This window comes from Sphingobium sp. KCTC 72723 (assembly GCF_014280435.1).
Lineage (GTDB): Bacteria > Pseudomonadota > Alphaproteobacteria > Sphingomonadales > Sphingomonadaceae > Sphingobium.
Window position 1 is genome coordinate 2,887,713 of the sequence record NZ_CP060388.1, and the last position, 15,997, is coordinate 2,903,709.

16 protein-coding genes and 1 pseudogene are annotated in these 15,997 nt (G+C 57.3%); 7 read left to right on the plus strand and 10 right to left on the minus strand.

Annotated elements, in window-relative coordinates:
- Positions 1 to 71 precede the first annotated feature (71 nt).
- On the plus strand, positions 72 to 671 hold the full coding sequence (locus SPBM01_RS14240; protein ID WP_169575404.1) for a transposase: 600 nt from the start codon (positions 72 to 74) through the stop codon (positions 669 to 671).
- Positions 661 to 1,011 carry a hypothetical protein gene (locus SPBM01_RS14245; RefSeq protein ID WP_169575405.1) on the plus strand — a complete coding sequence of 117 codons (351 nt, stop codon included), beginning with the start codon at positions 661 to 663 and terminating at the stop codon, positions 1,009 to 1,011. The genes SPBM01_RS14240 and SPBM01_RS14245 overlap by 11 nt, the downstream gene beginning before the upstream one ends.
- A gap of 198 nt (positions 1,012 to 1,209) precedes the next feature.
- Here the strand turns inward: SPBM01_RS14245 and SPBM01_RS14250 are convergent, their stop codons facing one another.
- Genes SPBM01_RS14250 through hpaH form a run of 3 tightly spaced genes read right to left on the minus strand, consistent with a single transcriptional unit; the run spans position 1,210 to position 3,995 of the window.
- The gene (locus SPBM01_RS14250) at positions 1,210 to 2,379 is read right to left on the minus strand and encodes a CaiB/BaiF CoA transferase family protein (RefSeq protein ID WP_088190072.1); all 1,170 of its coding nucleotides are present in this window, start codon (positions 2,377 to 2,379) and stop codon (positions 1,210 to 1,212) included.
- The gene (locus SPBM01_RS14255; protein ID WP_088190073.1) at positions 2,376 to 3,170 is read right to left on the minus strand and encodes an HpcH/HpaI aldolase family protein; all 795 of its coding nucleotides are present in this window, start codon (positions 3,168 to 3,170) and stop codon (positions 2,376 to 2,378) included. Before SPBM01_RS14255 ends, SPBM01_RS14250 begins: the two co-directional genes overlap by 4 nt.
- A gap of 9 nt (positions 3,171 to 3,179) precedes the next feature.
- On the minus strand, positions 3,180 to 3,995 hold the full coding sequence (gene hpaH, locus SPBM01_RS14260) for a 2-oxo-hept-4-ene-1,7-dioate hydratase (protein ID WP_088190081.1): 816 nt from the start codon (positions 3,993 to 3,995) through the stop codon (positions 3,180 to 3,182).
- 149 nt (positions 3,996 to 4,144) lie between these two features.
- Between hpaH and SPBM01_RS14265 the strand changes: the two genes are divergently transcribed.
- Together SPBM01_RS14265 and SPBM01_RS14270 are read left to right on the plus strand one after the other, a co-directional pair.
- Entirely contained in the window at positions 4,145 to 5,008 is an 864-nt protein-coding gene (locus tag SPBM01_RS14265) for an alpha/beta fold hydrolase (RefSeq protein ID WP_235955277.1), read from the plus strand.
- An 84-nt stretch (positions 5,009 to 5,092) separates the two neighbouring features.
- Positions 5,093 to 5,638, plus strand: a complete 546-nt coding sequence (locus SPBM01_RS14270) for a TIGR02444 family protein (RefSeq protein WP_096063892.1) — start codon at positions 5,093 to 5,095, stop codon at positions 5,636 to 5,638.
- A gap of 113 nt (positions 5,639 to 5,751) precedes the next feature.
- Here SPBM01_RS14270 and SPBM01_RS14275 read toward each other — a convergent pair whose 3' ends face one another.
- From SPBM01_RS14275 to SPBM01_RS14285, 3 genes are all read right to left on the minus strand, one after another.
- Positions 5,752 to 6,234, minus strand: a complete 483-nt coding sequence (locus tag SPBM01_RS14275; protein ID WP_169575406.1) for a YybH family protein — start codon at positions 6,232 to 6,234, stop codon at positions 5,752 to 5,754.
- Positions 6,235 to 6,371: 137 nt separating this feature from the next.
- Positions 6,372 to 6,659: a DUF1330 domain-containing protein gene (locus SPBM01_RS14280; RefSeq protein ID WP_169575407.1), complete on the minus strand. Its 288-nt coding sequence runs from the start codon at positions 6,657 to 6,659 to the stop codon at positions 6,372 to 6,374.
- A 202-nt stretch (positions 6,660 to 6,861) separates the two neighbouring features.
- On the minus strand, positions 6,862 to 8,187 hold the full coding sequence (locus SPBM01_RS14285; protein ID WP_169575408.1) for an LLM class flavin-dependent oxidoreductase: 1,326 nt from the start codon (positions 8,185 to 8,187) through the stop codon (positions 6,862 to 6,864).
- Between the two features lie 257 nt (positions 8,188 to 8,444).
- Between SPBM01_RS14285 and SPBM01_RS14290 the strand changes: the two genes are divergently transcribed.
- Together SPBM01_RS14290 and SPBM01_RS14295 are read left to right on the plus strand one after the other, a co-directional pair.
- On the plus strand, positions 8,445 to 9,389 hold the full coding sequence (locus SPBM01_RS14290) for a DMT family transporter (RefSeq protein ID WP_088190076.1): 945 nt from the start codon (positions 8,445 to 8,447) through the stop codon (positions 9,387 to 9,389).
- 22 nt (positions 9,390 to 9,411) lie between these two features.
- Positions 9,412 to 11,301, plus strand: coding sequence for an AMP-binding protein (locus tag SPBM01_RS14295; RefSeq protein ID WP_088190077.1), 1,890 nt, complete (start codon positions 9,412 to 9,414; stop codon positions 11,299 to 11,301).
- A 98-nt stretch (positions 11,302 to 11,399) separates the two neighbouring features.
- Here the strand turns inward: SPBM01_RS14295 and SPBM01_RS14300 are convergent, their stop codons facing one another.
- Positions 11,400 to 12,602, minus strand: a complete 1,203-nt coding sequence (locus SPBM01_RS14300) for an acyl-CoA dehydrogenase (RefSeq protein ID WP_088190078.1) — start codon at positions 12,600 to 12,602, stop codon at positions 11,400 to 11,402.
- A gap of 272 nt (positions 12,603 to 12,874) precedes the next feature.
- On the opposite strand from SPBM01_RS14300, the pseudogene SPBM01_RS22180 reads away from it, so the two are divergent.
- Positions 12,875 to 13,174: pseudogene (locus SPBM01_RS22180) on the plus strand (acyl-CoA thioesterase domain-containing protein); the annotation flags it as partial.
- A 14-nt stretch (positions 13,175 to 13,188) separates the two neighbouring features.
- Here SPBM01_RS22180 and SPBM01_RS22185 read toward each other — a convergent pair.
- The 3 genes from SPBM01_RS22185 to SPBM01_RS14315 form a co-directional block, all read right to left on the minus strand.
- Positions 13,189 to 13,806: a hypothetical protein gene (locus SPBM01_RS22185; protein WP_328804751.1), complete on the minus strand. Its 618-nt coding sequence runs from the start codon at positions 13,804 to 13,806 to the stop codon at positions 13,189 to 13,191.
- Between the two features lie 159 nt (positions 13,807 to 13,965).
- A complete protein-coding gene (locus tag SPBM01_RS14310; protein ID WP_088189883.1) occupies positions 13,966 to 14,838 on the minus strand; it encodes an alpha/beta fold hydrolase in 873 nt (290 codons plus the stop codon).
- A gap of 215 nt (positions 14,839 to 15,053) precedes the next feature.
- On the minus strand, positions 15,054 to 15,995 hold the full coding sequence (locus SPBM01_RS14315; protein WP_169575410.1) for an MlaD family protein: 942 nt from the start codon (positions 15,993 to 15,995) through the stop codon (positions 15,054 to 15,056).
- Between the last annotated feature and the right edge of the window lie 2 nt (positions 15,996 to 15,997).

The following is a 15,997-nucleotide window of genomic DNA, read 5'->3' on the forward strand; positions in this document are numbered from 1 at the left end:
CCCGCAAAAACTCTGGCGGATTTGGGGCATTCGTGATTCATTGATTGGGTAGGCATCGGAAGTTATGATCCATGGACCCCGAGTCTCTTTTCAGCCTGCATGACCATCTTGAGATGCTGAGCCGTCATGACGATCCGCTTGATGTTCTGGAACGGACCGGGGACTTTGAGTATTTGCGGGTCTGGCTGGTCGATGGGCTGAGTTATGGCGATAGCAGCACGGGCGGTCGTCCGCCGTTTGACCCTGCCGCGATGTTCAAGATCCTGATTATGCAGCCTCAACATAATCTCTCCGATGCCCGGATGGAGTATATGATCCGGCCACCGGCTGAGCTGGATGCGGTTTCTGGGTTTTGCGCTCGGCGATCGCACCACCGACGCAACACCATCCGGCACTTTCGCAACCGGATGACGGAGACCGGAACGCTCAAGCGGGTGATGAAGGCCTTCGACTGGCAACTGCACAAGAAGGCCTACATCGGCATGTCGAGGCAGATCATCGATGCCAGCCTGGTGCCAGCACCCAAGCAGCGCAACACCGATGACGAGCGGCAGGCCATCAAGGATGGCGAGTCGGCGCAGGATATCTGGCCTGATAACCCGGCCAAGGCGGCACAAAAGGAACACAGATGCGCGCTGGACACTCAGGATCGGCGGGAAGGTGCGCTATAAGGATGGCAAGCCGCTGCCGATGTCGCCTTGCCGGTGTTCGGGTATAAAAGCCATATCAGCATCGACCGCCGGTATGGCTAGCCGATCGCATGCTGACCAGTCGCATCCACCGTCGCAAGCCCAAAGGAAAGTCCATGCCAAAGGCCACCGCCCGCGCAAATGCCGCAAGTCCGCGATCCGTGCCAGGATCGAGCATGTGTTCGCGCATCAGAAAAACCGGTTCGGGCTGTTCATCCGCACCATCGGAATCAAGCGGGCTGAGGCGAAACTGACATTGGCCAATCTGGCCTATAACTTCAACCGCCTGATCTCCCACGAACGACGCGCCGTCAAAGCATGAATCTGCCCTGAAACCCTGAAACGGCTATGTGAAATGTCCTATCCGGTGACCGAAAGCCGCCCGCGAGAGCGCCCAGCGCCGCGCTCATACCGTCATCACCGCAACGGCAGCATCAAAACGCCGGTTTTTGCGGGTGCCCAGCTAATCGCCTCGGGGCACCCATGCGACCTGCACTCGCCCCGCTCGACCTTATCCTATTTAGAAGTCGAATTTGACGTTCTCGGGAACGCCGGGGGCGGGATCGTCGGCAACCATCCTCACCCCATCGATTACGATAGGGCTGGCCACCCCGGGCTTTCCATCGTGTTCAATCGCCATGCCTCTCGCGATAACCTGCGGGTTCGCAAATACCTCGTCCAACTCATTGATCGGACCTGCAGGAATCCCTGCACCATCGAGCCGTTCGAAGAGATCGTCCCGGCTCCATTTCGCGGTGATCTCTTCGAGCGCTATGATCAAATCCACGCGGTTGCGGATCCTTTGTGGATTATTGCTGAACCGCTCATCTTCGTGCAGTGTCACGTTCAGTACACGACAAAGCGCAGCAAACTGGCCATCGTTCCCGACTGCGATGATCAGATCTCCATCACGGGTCGGGAACGCTTGATAGGGTACCAAATTAGCGTGGCCATTGCCTACCCGGCGTGGCACTACTCCCGAGGTCATCCAGTTGAGCGCCTGATTACCCATGACGCTGACTTGGGTATCTAGCAGCGCCATATCGATATGTGCGCCGACGTGCATTTCGCGACGCCGGTTCAGTGCTGCCAGAATTGCCACCGCGCTGTAGACCCCGGTGAAAAGATCGGCGGCAGCGATCCCGGCCTTCTGCGGCTCGCGCTCCGGTTCACCGGTCATCGACATGAGCCCGCCCATCGCTTGTGCGATATAGTCATATCCCGGGCGGGCAGCATATGGCCCGGTTTGCCCAAACCCGGTGATAGAACAAGTAATGAGATGTGGATTAAGCGCTGACAACGAGGGATGATCAAGTCCGTATTTCGCCAGCCCCCCGACCTTATAATTCTCGATCATGATATCGGCCCCTCCCGCAAGACGGCGGATGGCAGCCTGACCCTCGGGGATTGTGATATCAATCGCGATGGACCTTTTTCCCCGATTAGCCGAATGAAAATAAGCCGCACCAAGGTTATCGCCACCGTCGGACATTACAAAGGGTGGCCCCCAATGTCGGGTGTCGTCTCCGCTTCCAGGGCGCTCTATCTTGATCACTTCGGCGCCGAGATCTGCAAGCAGTTGCCCGCACCATGGCCCGGCAAGGATCCTGGCAAGCTCAAGCACCCTGATGCCGGCAAGCGGCTTTCCAGATGCTTCGCTTTGTGCGGAGCGCCAGTCACACTGCTTCATTTTGCACCAGCGACCGCTGTATCGATGCGGCAACGCCAGTCCCGCGCAAGGTCTCCTGCGGCCTTTGCCAAAGTGAAAGAGTCTATACCCACCGCTAGGAACCGGGCACCGCCTTCCAAATATTGCTGCACCAGACGCTCATCGCGCGACAGGATGCCGCAGGGAATGCCGGTGGCCCGAATTCGGTCGAGAGCCGCTCCGGTGGCCTGGGCGAGAGCTGAGGCGTTAGCGGGCCCGAGCAGGCCGAGCGAGGCAGCCAGATCAGCAGGGCCGATAAACAGTGCATCAATGCCATCGACTGCCGCAATGGCTTCGAGATTCTTGATCGCTTCGGCCGTCTCGATCTGGGCGATGATACACAGTTGCTCGTTCGCGTCTGCCACATAAGCGGGAAAGCGGCCCCAGCGTGCGGCACGCGCACCACCGATCCCGCGATCGCCGTCCGGCGGATAGCGCGAAGCCTTTACGATTGAAGCTGCTTGCGTTGCGTTATCAACCATCGGAACCATGATCGTCTGTGCACCTAGGTCCAGGATCTGGTGGATCGTCACCGGATCGTGGCCAGGAACGCGCACGATTGCTGAGCAGTCCGATACGGTGTCAACCGCGCGCAGTTGATGGGCAATCCCTGGCAGCGTCTGCGCGCCGTGCTCGGCATCGATCAGAACCCAATCGTAGCCAAGACCTGCGCAGATTTCCGCGATGTCGGGATTGGCGAGCGCGAGCCAGAAGCCCAGCTGCGGCAAGCCGTCACTGAGTTTATTCTTGAAGTGGTTTTGCGGTGTCAGCATCGCCCTGCCTCAGATAAACCGGAAGCCTATGGCACCCAACGGCCCGAAATCGGCGCTGAACACATCACCCGGGCGGGCTTCGACAGGGCGGGTGAACGAACCACCGAGCACCACTTCGCCCGCCTCGAGCGTCTGGCCCCATGGCGAGAGCCGGTTGGCTAGCCACGCCACGCCGATTGCCGGATTGTTGAGCACGCCCGCAGCAACCCCAGTCTCCTCGATCACACCGTTCCGGGTCAGCAGCGCACTGACCCAGCGCATGTCGATCTTGTCAGGTCGCATCGGCAACCCTCCCATGATAATCCCGGCGTTGGCGGCGTTGTCACTTATAGTGTCCTGCACTTTGCGACGCCCCCCGGTTTCGGGGTCAGTAGGAAAGGTGCGGCTGTCAATTACCTCCACTGCGGGAATAACATATTCGGTCGCCCGGAGTACGTCAAAGATGGTCGCGCGGGGCCCTTCGATCCTTCTGCCCAGCACGAAAGCAAGCTCGACCTCGACCTTGGGAGTGATAAACCGTTCACAAGGCACGTCGCTTCCTTGCTCAAACACCATATCATCGAGCAGTGTGCCGTAATCGGGTTCGGTAATTCCGGCAGCTTGCTGCATCGCTCGCGACGTCAAACCAATCTTGTGGCCGATGACCTTTCTCCCAGACGCGAGCTTAAGGTCTACCCATCGTTTGCTGATGCGATAGCCGTCGGCAATGGACATTTCCGGACAGCGCTGTGAGAACTGGCGGATCTGCTGACGCGACTGTTCGGCCTGATCGAGTTCAGCCGCAAAAACGCCGACTTCGGCTTCGCTGAGACCCGCCCCGACCATGCCGGGTCCGTCACTGCGGCGGTCCATAAATTGCTCCTCATCCCCGATCTGTATTGGCAAACGCATTGCACAGTTATAAACGCTAGTCTATAGCCCGGCGGCAGAACAGACCGTACTTGGCAGAACGACACTTGATTTGGAGGAGAGGCATGATGGCAGGCGATACGAGCGTGAGAGAAGAGAAAATAACCGGTCGCGGACTGACTTCTCACACCCTGCTTGCCGGCGACCGGAGCAAGCCTGCTATTCTTCTGCTGCATGGAGCAGGGCCGGGTGCCCATGCCGGTTCCAACTGGCTCCACCTCATGCCCGACTTGGCGGAGAATTTCTTCGTGATCGCGCCCGACCTAATTGGCTTTGGGCAGTCAGTTATACCTGAACCTTGGCCAGACAACGTAATGGCGTGGATCGGAACGCGAGTTGAACAGTGTTTCGGCTTGCTTGAAGCGCTTGGGATCGAAAAGGCCCACGTCGTCGGCAACTCGATGGGCGGTGCGCTCACCTTGCAGATGATGAGCGAAGAGCCCGACCGTATCGATCGTGTGGTCCTGATGGGGTCGATCGGCGCACCTGGCCCGCGGACTCCGGAACTAATCCGTCTGCTTTCCTTTTATTCCGATCCTCGGCCGTCCCGTTACCGCCAGCTGATGCACAGTTTCGCGCATGATGCCGACAAATTCGAAGGCATGGAGGAGATCGTCAGTAACAGGTACAAGATTGCCACCGATCCCGAGATTATGAAGACTGCGGTCAAAATGATCGATTCGATGAAGCAGGGAATGGAGGGGCTTAATATGCCGCCGTCGATGCTTTGCAAGATGCCGCATAAGGTTTTGATCTTCCACGGAAGGCAGGACCGCATCGTTCCGCTCGACACCAGCCTGTACCTTATAGAGCATCTGAAGCATGCCGAACTGTACGTACTCGACCGGTCGGGCCATTGGTCGCAGCTCGAGCGCTGGGACGTCATGCGCCCGATGATGGAAATACATTTCGGCGCGCGCACCTTCTGATGCTTCCGTTGTTCCGGCATCGGGTTGCCGGGCGGGCGTGATGCTCTGCATTCGTTTGTCTGGTTCGGCGTGGGGGTGACCAATATGGCCCAGACAGCGGCCTCGGCATTTTGGCAGTTCTCGCTGGATCTGTATGCTAGGCCGCACGTGTCCACGCTGTGCCTCGCGTTGCAGGATAAACATGGCTTCGATGTCAACCTGTTGCTGTTCTGCCTGTGGTCGGCTCAGGTTTCCAAAGTGGCGCTCGATAGTTCCGAGATCAGTGAGCTTCTTGACAGAATATCGCCGCTCAATGACAACCTTGTGCATCCCGTGCGAAGCGCCAGGCGATGGGTTCGCCTGTGCATCGCCGGATCGCCGGAGACCGATCCTGCCGTTGGACTGGTCAAGGTCTACGCGTCGCTGAAGGCGGTCGAACTGCAATCGGAACGCCAAGTCCAGTCAGCGCTGGCCGGTCTTTCGCGGCAAACTGCCAACCGGGATCGGACCACACAACAAAGCGCTGCATCGGCGAATTTATGCATTTACCGTCAGGTAATCGCGGCACCCGACGCAGCGGCCGTCCTGTTATCGCAATTGGTCTTTATGGCTTTCGCGCCACCTATCAAACCCGGCGTTTCGCTGACATGATACTGAGGGACAAGCTCGAAATTTTCATCGCTGGGTCAATCATCCTTGCCTTGATTTAGGCCGCATCTTTCCCGTCCACGCGGCTAATAAACGAACCTGGTGGCACAGTTACCTTAAACGGGTGCGTCAAACACCGCCTTACCGGTCGTGGGATCGAATGGCACCGAAAGATTGTGGTATACAATCAGCCATTTTCCGTTGACCTTGCGGTAACAGTCGACCTGCCGGAAAACCCAGTCCTGAACTTTGTTCATAGCGATATTGGTGAACACGACCCGCTGGGTACTGAAAGCATAGGCGATGTCATGATCTGTACTGATAGACATTTTAAGGATCGTAGCTCGCAGATCTTTAGTTCCCGCAAAGAGCGTGGTCGCCGCGGTGGCCACCGCTTTGCTGCCTCGGGCCTGGCCTGGAAAGAATGCATCCATCACAGCGTCAGGCGCGAAATCTTTCAAAAATTCCTCTGCGGTCTGCGCAGCAGCCATGTCTTGCTCGATCTTCAGAATCTTTGCCTCATCGGGATTTTCTGCAGCGTGAGCGGTGCTCGCAACTGCAAGCAGCAAAGGCAGGAACGCTGCTCGGATGGATTTCATCACGCATCTCCACATCTTGTTGCGGTCAAATGACTGGTGCAGTCTATTCTAAAATGCAGCAAGTATACAAGAATTGAGCGAACCTTCCGAACCGGTCGGCGGGCAGGCTCCGCCTCGCTTCTTGACCGGCACCAAGATCAGGTGCCCTCAACGATAAATGCCGCACTGGTAGAGGCAGAAAGCCTCATCGAAGCCAGTTTTTGATATTCGTCGGATCGGTACCAGCTCTGAGCCTCCTCAAGAAAAGCAAACCGGATAATCACTGCTCCCTTCGGAGGCGATCCTTCCAGAGTTTCGGCGACGACCGGGCCGGCCATGAACGAAACGCCCTGCGTCCCAAGCAGATACTGAGCCTGTTCCTTATATTGATTCATCAACTCCGGATTCGAAATTTCCCCGGTCACGATGACGACATAAGCTGCCATATTAGTATCTCCTTGCCTAAGCTTTCGGCCCATTGTCATGAATTCAGTCCGCAAAGATCGAAACCCATCGCTCGAGCACGGTAAGCTAACATGCTCGGGAAACTATCCGTCATCGGTTAAATTTAAACGGGATACAACGGTTAGGCGAAACTTCTCTATCATGGCTCCTGGTTGCCTATTACCAGATATGCATCTCCGGCATTCAGTCGAAAAAGCGGTTGCTTGGGCGGGGGAGGCCCAAATGGTCACGCAGCGTCGTGCCTTCATACTCGGTTCGAAAAAGGCCGCGCCGCTGAAGTTCCGGGATGACTTGATCCACGAAAAGGTCGAGCCCTTCAGGCAAAAAAGGAAACATGATATTGAAGCCGTCGGCCCCAGACTCGTACAGCCACTGCTCCATATCGTCGGCGATCGACGCCGGCGTGCCTACGAACGCGAGACCGGCATAACTCCCAGCGGTCGCCGCCAGTTGCCGAATGGTCAGAGTCTGTGTTCTGGCCATCTCCAGCAATCTGTCGCGAGCGGTCTTGCTGGCATTCGTTTCGGGAATTTCGGGCAACGGGCCATCGGGATCAAAGCCCGAAACGTCAAAGTTCAGCGCACCCGACAGCGAATGGATGCCGCTGTCATAATGGACCAGGCTGTCAAGATGCGCTCGCTTGGCTCGTGCTTCCTCGATCGTATCGCCCACCACGACAAAGGCGGCAGGTAGAATCTTGAGAAGGCCGGGATCGCGTCCGACTCTTCTCATCCTGTCCTTGACGTCTGCATAGAAGCGCTTGGCGCCTTCGAGCGTGTTTTCGGCCCCGAACACGGCTTCTGCCGTCTCGGCGGCGAGTTGGCGGCCCGGTTCGGAAGCACCTGCCTGCACAATTACGGGCCAGCCCTGCACGGGGCGCGCGATGTTGAGTGGGCCGCGCACCGAAAAATGCGCTCCCTTGTGGCGGAGCACATGGAGCCGATCCGGATCAAAATAGATGCCGCTTTCAGCGTCGCGGACAAATGCGTTGTCGGCGAAGCTATCCCAAAGTCCGGTAACGACATCGTAAAATTCGCGCGCACGGGCGTATCGCGCAGCATGATCGGGCTGGTCTTCATAGCCAAAATTCTTCCCATTGTCGGGATTGGCTGTCGTAACAACGTTCCATCCTGCGCGTCCGCCGCTTAAATGATCGAGCGACGCAAACCGCCGCGCGACATGGAATGGCTCCTCGAAGGTTGTCGACGCAGTAGCGACTAAGCCGATCCGTTCCGTCACCCCGGCAAGCGCCGAGAGCAAGGTAAAAGGCTCGTATGACGTGACGGTATGGCTACGTTTCAAGGCTTCAACCGGCATATTGAGAACGCCTAGGTGATCGGCCATGAAAAAAGCGTCAAATTTGCCCTCTTCAAGCTTCTGGGCGAAGCGCTTCAAGGCAGCAAAATTGAAATTGGCGTCATGTATCGCGCCGGGATAGCGCCATGCTCCTGTATGCATACTAACTGGGCGCATGAAAGCGCCGAGGTGAAGCTGTCGAGAGTGAGCCATGTTCAATTTCCTGTAACCCGCTGGTAGGTGCGCCGATGATCTGCGCGCTCGGCGTGACCGTCACAACGGTACAAATGATCGAGATGCTTCCAAGGCGACAGATCTTACGCCGTTTCCCTGATTTATGCGGTCCGGATCCAAACTGGGATCCGCACTTGGTTGACAGCGGCGTCCCAAAATCATATGGGAAACGCGATGCACAGTATGCAAAATAAAATGCAATTGCAAGATGCTATAGCTCAGCAAGGAGATAGGACATGAGTGCTTTTGCGCGATACGTCTCCTTTATCCGGTGCTCGGCGCCAGCAATGTGGAACTCCCCGACTTTGCTCCTTTGCGTCGCGTCCGTCTGCTGGGCTATGAACCCAATTATTGGGCGGGCGGTGCGCGACCTTGCGTCTCCTTTGTCACTCGCATTCTGGCGGTGGATGGTCGCTTTTTTGTGCGTGCTACCCTTCGCCTGGCGTCATCTCAAGGTTGACGTCCAAACGCTGCGTGCTTCCTGGCTCCTTGTCACGCTGCTCGGTTTTTTCGGTGTCGGGCTGTTTGCCTACATCGTCTACAGCGGCCTGCAATACACTACCGCTACAAACAACCTGCTGTTGCAATCGATCATGCCGATCATGATCCTTTTGATGCCGACGGTGCTGTTTGGGGAGCGGCTGCTACCCCTCCTCGCTTTAAGCGCTGCGATGTCGTTCGCGGGGATCATGTGGATCGTGACCAAGGGTCATCCCTTCAATCTAGTAGGGGGCATCTCGGTCAATCGCGGGGACTTGCTTTCCGTGGCAGGGGTATTTCTCTATTCGGCTTATGCCACCTTCCTTCGCAAGGTTCCGGCTGTACACCACCTCTCATTGCTAGCGGCGCTGTTCGCGATCGGCGCCGGCTCGCTGGCACTTCCCTACATCTCCACGCTGGCCAGAAATGGCCTGTCGATGCCGCCAATGAAACTGGCGGCGGCCATACTGTATGTCGGAGTTTTCCCTTCGCTCGTTGCTTACGCTCTTTTTAACCGTTCGGTGACGCTGATCGGATCCGTTCGTGCCGGGGCCTACATGAACCTCCCGCCAGTCTTGGGTGTGGGCCTTGCGATGCTGCTTCTTGGCGAAGGCATTGCATCCTATCATTTCATTGGTGCCCTTCTAATCATCGGCGCGATCGCCGTTTCACGCGGGTACCGCCCCAGAGCCAACGCGTGATCAGACCAAGAAAGTACTAGATATGACGGTCGGACGAGGCAATCTGGAGTATAGTGATATTTATCGTCGGGCCTCCGAAGACCCGGTGGGTTTTTGGGCGGAGGCCGCGCGCGCGATCGACTGGTTCGTTAAGCCCCGGCTTGTTTACGATGAACAGAAGGGTTGGTTTTCCGACGGGATCCTCAACACTTGTCATAATTGTCTAGACAGGCATGTCGACGCTGGTCGTGGCGATGCGGTAGCGCTGACCTATGACAGCCCAGTCACCGGCGCACTACGATCCTTCACCTATTCGCAACTTTTGTACGAAACCGGGCGGGTGGCAGCGATGCTAGCCGCGCTGGGTGTGACCAAGGGCGATCGCGTCGTCATCTTCATGCCGATGATACCTGAGACGGCATTCGCGATGCTGGCCTGCGCGCGTCTCGGGGCGATCCATTCCGTGGTGTTCGGCGGATTCGCCGCGCCGGAGTTGGCCAAGCGTATCGACGACGCCAAACCGAAGCTTATCCTGACCGCTTCGTGCGGGATAGAGGGCACACGGGCGATCGCCTACAAGCCACTGGTCGATGAGGCTGTTGCTCTTTCGTTGCAGGGTATCCAGCATGTCGTCCTTCTGCAGCGCGACCGGCTGGCTGCCGATCTTGATCATGCCCACGATATCGACTGGCAGGAATTGCGCAGCCGCACCGCCGGTGAACCTCAGCCTGCCTGCGCGCCGGTAGGCGCGACCGATCCGCTTTATATCCTCTACACGTCGGGGACGACAGGAACGCCTAAGGGTGTCGTAAGAGAAAACGGCGGCAACGCGGTGGCGCTCTCATGGTCCTTGGCAAATGTCTATGGAATTGGCCCGGGCGACGCCTTCTGGGCTGCATCCGACGTCGGCTGGGTCGTGGGCCACAGCTATATCGTCTATGGCCCGCTGTTGGTTGGCGGGACAGCCATCCTGTTCGAGGGAAAGCCGGTCGGAACGCCCGATGCCGGCACCTTTTGGCGGACGATCGTGCGCAACAAGGCAAAGGCTTTTTTCACCGCGCCCACTGCCATTCGGGCGATTCGCAAGGAAGACCCTGAAGCGAAATTCCTGAAGGACATCGGCACCGGTGATTGCCGTGTGATCTTCCTTGGCGGCGAACGTGCTGACCCCGCGACCATCGCCTGGCTCGAACGAGCAAGTGGATTGCCGGTCATTGATCACTGGTGGCAGACCGAATTGGGATGGCCGGCCATTGCATCGTGTTTTGCCATAGGCGACTTGCGTCGTAAACCGGGCAGCGCTGGACATGCGGTGCCCGGATATGAATTTGCTATCCTCGATGACTATGGCAGTCCAGTGGACGATGGCGAAAATGGCAATGTTGTTATTCGCGCGCCCCTTCCGCCTGGTGCCTTCCGTACATTGTGGAACAACCCGGCCGGATTTGCCAAAAACTTCGCCAGTTTCCCCGGCTTCTACGAAACCGGTGATTCCGGCTATCGCGACGACGCCGGCTTTCTCCACATCATGGGACGTACCGATGACGTCATCAATGTCGCGGGCCATCGCCTTTCTACCGGACAGATGGAGGAGATTGTGGCGCGACTCCCTGATGTTGCCGAGTGCGCGTTGGTCGGCGCGAAAGATCCTGTCAAAGGCATGGTTCCTGTTGCATTCGTAACCACGCGCAGAGGTTCGGCCGATGATGGGATAATTTCCAAGCTCGCGATCGACGCTGTTCGCGCCGAGTTGGGTGCCGTGGCGGCACTGAAAACCGTTTACGTTGTCGACCAATTGCCAAAGACGCGCTCTGGCAAGATTCTCCGGAACCTTTTGCGGAGGATCGTCGATCAGGAACCTTTCACTCTGCCGCCGACAATAGACGACGCCGATATACCCCAGGCCATCGCCTTGCGAGTGAATGGCGCCTGATCATTGTTTACGTGGCCGCGAACATCCCGGTCAAACCGGAAGAACCGATTTAACGCGGTGCCCCGCTCCGAGCTTGAACTCCACCCAGCGGCGAACCCTCAGAAAAAGGCCTGCAGACCCGTCTGAGCGCGTCCCAGAATCAGCGCATGGACATCATGCGTACCCTCATAGGTATTAACCGTCTCCAGGTTCATCATGTGGCGTATAACCTGATAATCCTCTGAAATACCGTTGCCGCCATGCATGTCGCGGGATTGGCGGGCGATGTCGAGCGCCTTCCCGCAATTGTTGCGCTTCAAGATAGAAATCATCTCGGGCTCCATCCGCCCCTCGTCGAAAAGGCGACCGACACGCAACGAGGCCTGCAGTCCCAGCGCAATTTCGGTCTGCATGTCGGCAAGCTTCTTCTGAAACAGCTGGGTCTGCGCGAGCGGCCGCCCAAATTGCTTGCGGTCCAGGCCATATTGGCGCGCGGCATGCCAGCAGAACTCAGCTGCGCCCAACACACCCCAGCTAATGCCATAACGAGCTCGGTTCAGGCAGCCAAACGGCCCGCCGAGGCCCTCGACATGCGGTAACAGCGCTTCCTCGCCGACCTCGACCTCGTTCATGATGACCTCCCCAGTAATAGAGGCGCGAAGCGACAGCTTGCCACCGATCTTGGGCGCCGACAGTCCTTTCGTTCCCTTCTCCAGGACGAAGCCGCGGATATTGCCACCGTGCGCATCGGACTTCGCCCAGATTACGAATACGTCAGCGATCGGCGCGTTGGATATCCAGGTCTTCGCACCGTTGATCCGGTAGCCGCCCTCGATCTTTGTCGCGCTGGTAGTCATGCCGCTGGGGTCAGATCCGGCTTGGGGCTCTGTCAACCCGAAGCAGCCTATCCATTCTCCCGACGCGAGTTTCGGCAGAAATCCGCGCTTCTGTTCTTCCGAGCCATAGGCAAAGATCGGGTGCATCACAAGCGACGATTGCACCGACATCATCGAGCGATACCCCGAGTCGACGCGCTCCACCTCGCGTGCAATTAACCCGTAGGCGACATAACCGACTCCTGCGCCGCCATACTCGGGCGGAACCGTGGGACCAAGCAGTCCAAGCTCCCCCATCTCGCTGAAAATCGCAAGGTCCGTCCGCTCCTCTCGGAACGCGTCAATGACACGCGGTTGTAGCCGCTCTTGCGCGTAGCTCCGCGCAGCATCACGGATCATGCGTTCGTCACTGGTGAGCTGGTCGTCAATAAGAAAGGGATCAATCCATTGAAAGCTCCCGTGTACTTGTAGCTCAGGTTCGCTCATTTCCGGACCTTTATTTTATTGCTCATTAGAATAGAAGCTTGGCCCGAAACTGCCCTATCGAAGCACTCCTCCAGAGACAATTCCAAATGCATTTGGTCGACCATATCAAAGTTTTTTTGAAAGCGGCATATGAATTATTTTTCGGCTTCAGTGGCACTGTTCCCATCAGGCTGAACAAACTGGCATTGTTGCGCTGATGGAGCCGATTGTCGAGCAGAGTGCTTTGACGATCAAATGTTTGACGCGACCCGACCGGTCGCTACAGCGCGACCATGTCTTTTTTTAAACGCCTTGATGCAAAGCGATTCCGCCCAACAGACCTTGTCAGTGGCGCCTGGAACGTCCGTGAGCAGCATGTAGCACCCGCATTAGGTTTGCTCGCTCATGCTATTGAACTTGACCATGCAGTTCGTCGTGACAGCATACTGACGATGGCTCGCGTTTCCTACGACATCCTCGGCACTCTGCCGATCGATGAATTCGAAATTGACGTGTCGGTGATCAGGCCAGGACGGACCATCGAGCTGGTCGAAGCGCGTCTAAGCCACGCCGCGCGAGCCATTGTGATCGCACGGGCGTGGCTTCTTCAAACGCCGGATACGTCCGCCATTTCTGGAACACCGGTGTTGGCTATCCCAACCCCCGAGACCTTAGCCTTGTGGAAGCCAGAGACATTGTGGCGGGGCGGATTTGTCCGATCTATCGAGGTTCGTCGGTCATTGCTCGGAGTAGGCCGCGCCTGGTCCCGAAAGTTCAGCGGAGCATGGCTGAAACTTGCCGACAGGTGGTGCTCAGCGAGCCAAATGCCCATCTGCTCAACGAACGGTTCATACTGATCGTAGCTGTATAAATGCCCGCCACCGTGAAGCGACAATGCTTTGGCGATAACCAGCGAAGTTACTCCGGAACCTAGTTCCACAACATTTTTCGGTTGTCGGACTTCAATCTCATCAACAATCCTGTGAAGAAGGTAAGTGTCTGCTTTCCAGCTGCCAAGATGAGGCAAGGCGTCCTGTTCAAGGTTTATACGCTCAAGAACAGCATTTTTTTCAGCTTTGTTTCCCCCATAAAGGCTTTTCAACAGCCAAGGCCATTGGATGAGCGCAAAGAATAGCTGGAACAGGGTCTCGCCCTTTGTGCGCGCGGTGCCTGTTTCCCGCGGCATCTTTTTGGCCAGCATGCCGGTCAGATTTTTGGTCGTCAACTTTCGTCACCTTCGTTATGGATAGCAGTCCAGTGAGCGAGGCAGCAGCCAGTTACCGAGTGTCATCTTAGGCAAACCCACCAATGTATGGCGCTCTACACAGCAAGTCGTCCGACCCTCGATGATCAGGAGCAAATCTCTTCTCCCATGCTCGTCCCTCTAGAAGCTGGACTGGCGCCCTAAAAAGCCGAGAATTGCGGCAGAAAAGGCGTCGTTTGCATCGCCTGCAACCATATGCGTGGCATCGATAATGTCGGTATATTCAGCATGCGGTGCCAGTTCGCGCAGATGTTCGACAGCGCCTTCCGAGACAAGATCACTGGATCCGCCCCTGATCAGATGCAGCGGTAGCGTCAAATTAGCGGCAGCCTTGTATAATATATTGACTTGCTGCTCCTGATGCGCGGTGTCGCAGCAATGTGCAGCCACCATATTGCGAATAAATGCTGGATCCCAGTGCCAGTAATAGCGGCCATCCTCTTTCTGCCGGAGATAGTGCCGTAGGCCATCGCCCGCTCTGCGCTTGCGACGATGTGGCATGTAGCGCGCAATGACTTGTGCAGCTTCTTCCGGAGACGAAAAGCCAGTCTCGACATGTTCTTGCATGAAGCTGACCACCCGCATCACGCCGCCCGGCTCGATACGCGGGGCTATATCTACAAGAGTGAGCGATGCGAAGCTGCCTGGGGCGAGGTCTCCTTCTGCTATCATTCCGGCAAGGCCGCCGAGGGAGGCGCCTACCAGAGCCGGTTTGCGATCCATTCCTGATGCTACCGCGACGAGATCGGCCGCAAAGTCGCGCACGTCATACGCACCTGCGCTCGACCAGTCGCTGTCGCCATGCCCACGCATGTCTATAGCGATAGCGCGAAACCCCGCCTCGACCAGATCTTGCACTACCCGCTTCCAGGCGCGGCGAGTCTGACCCGCCCCGTGGGCAAGCAAGACGGGCATCGCCCTGCATTCGCCCTTCACTTCAGCAGCCAGGCTGATACCAGCGGCTCCATCGATTTTGCAGTTCTTCCCGGTCATCCACCAGTCTCGATCCTGCAGGCCCGATTGAAGATAAACCCCTTAGTCCATTTTTGGCTCTGCCTTTGCGCCACTTCAGGACGTTGCATCCACTCACGCGCGAAGAATTGAGAGGGTCGTTCTATCGTCCTGAGTTCGTGCTTCACAGAAGCTGATTGCGCGCCTGTGCATGAAGACGAGGGTCGGTCTGTTCCTGAGCGGTCGATCGCGATCATCTATTTCCTTTCCCCAGTCGTGGGACGGTAGTCAGGTAGTTTGGGAGATCCCACGCCTTCCCGGTCAATCTTCTTGGCCGCATCGCCCACGCGTCGAACTGGTTCGCGAACGGCGCGGGCGGTTTCGGCGATTTGTTGCGCATCCCCTTCCAATTGCCTGATCCGGGGCCGTGCGTGCGAAATGGATAGGCCCAGAGACCGGGCTTTGCCTTCGGCATCATGCAAGGGCCGGCCGAGGCTGTCGTGAAGACCGCCCCGCGATGCCTCGAGCCTCAGGCGAAGCCTCTCCGCGTCGTCTCCCGCCCGAGCCATTACATTCCCTAGAGAATGGATCCTGTCTTCCTGCAGGGCCTCCCCCGCGATTTGACTGACATCGCTTTTCCAGTTCCGCGAGCGCAGCGCGAGTTGGCCAAGACGTTCCTCGATGGATCGCTGACCGGCAGGGTCCAGTTTCTTTGAGATGCTATCGGCACCTGACGATATCTTGGCGATCATCTCGCCTGGATTGAGGTCGCCGCTGAGGAGGCCGCCGGTCTTCACTGGTACAAGCGGGAATGGCTGTCCCGCTTGAACTGTAAGTGCTGGTTCACGCTTGTTGCTTCCCGCCAGGCTTATCTCTGCCGATCCATCGAAGAATGATTTATCGACCGACGCTGTCACGCCGCGATGGAGTAAGATGTCCTTGGTAAGGACGAACCGGACCACGACCGTATCCGGATTTGAAGGTTGGAGCCGGACCTGGGTTACTTTCCCAACGGGAACACCAAGAAGGTTGACGCCCGATCCGATTTGAACGCCGTCGACCGATTGTTTAAACTGCACCTCATACGTGGCCCCGTCAGCCTCACGTGACTGGATGAGCCACAGGGTGAACCCAATGACGGCGGTTATGAGCAGGCCGACAACAAGGCTCACCTTCAACCAGTTCGAACGCGTTTCCATGT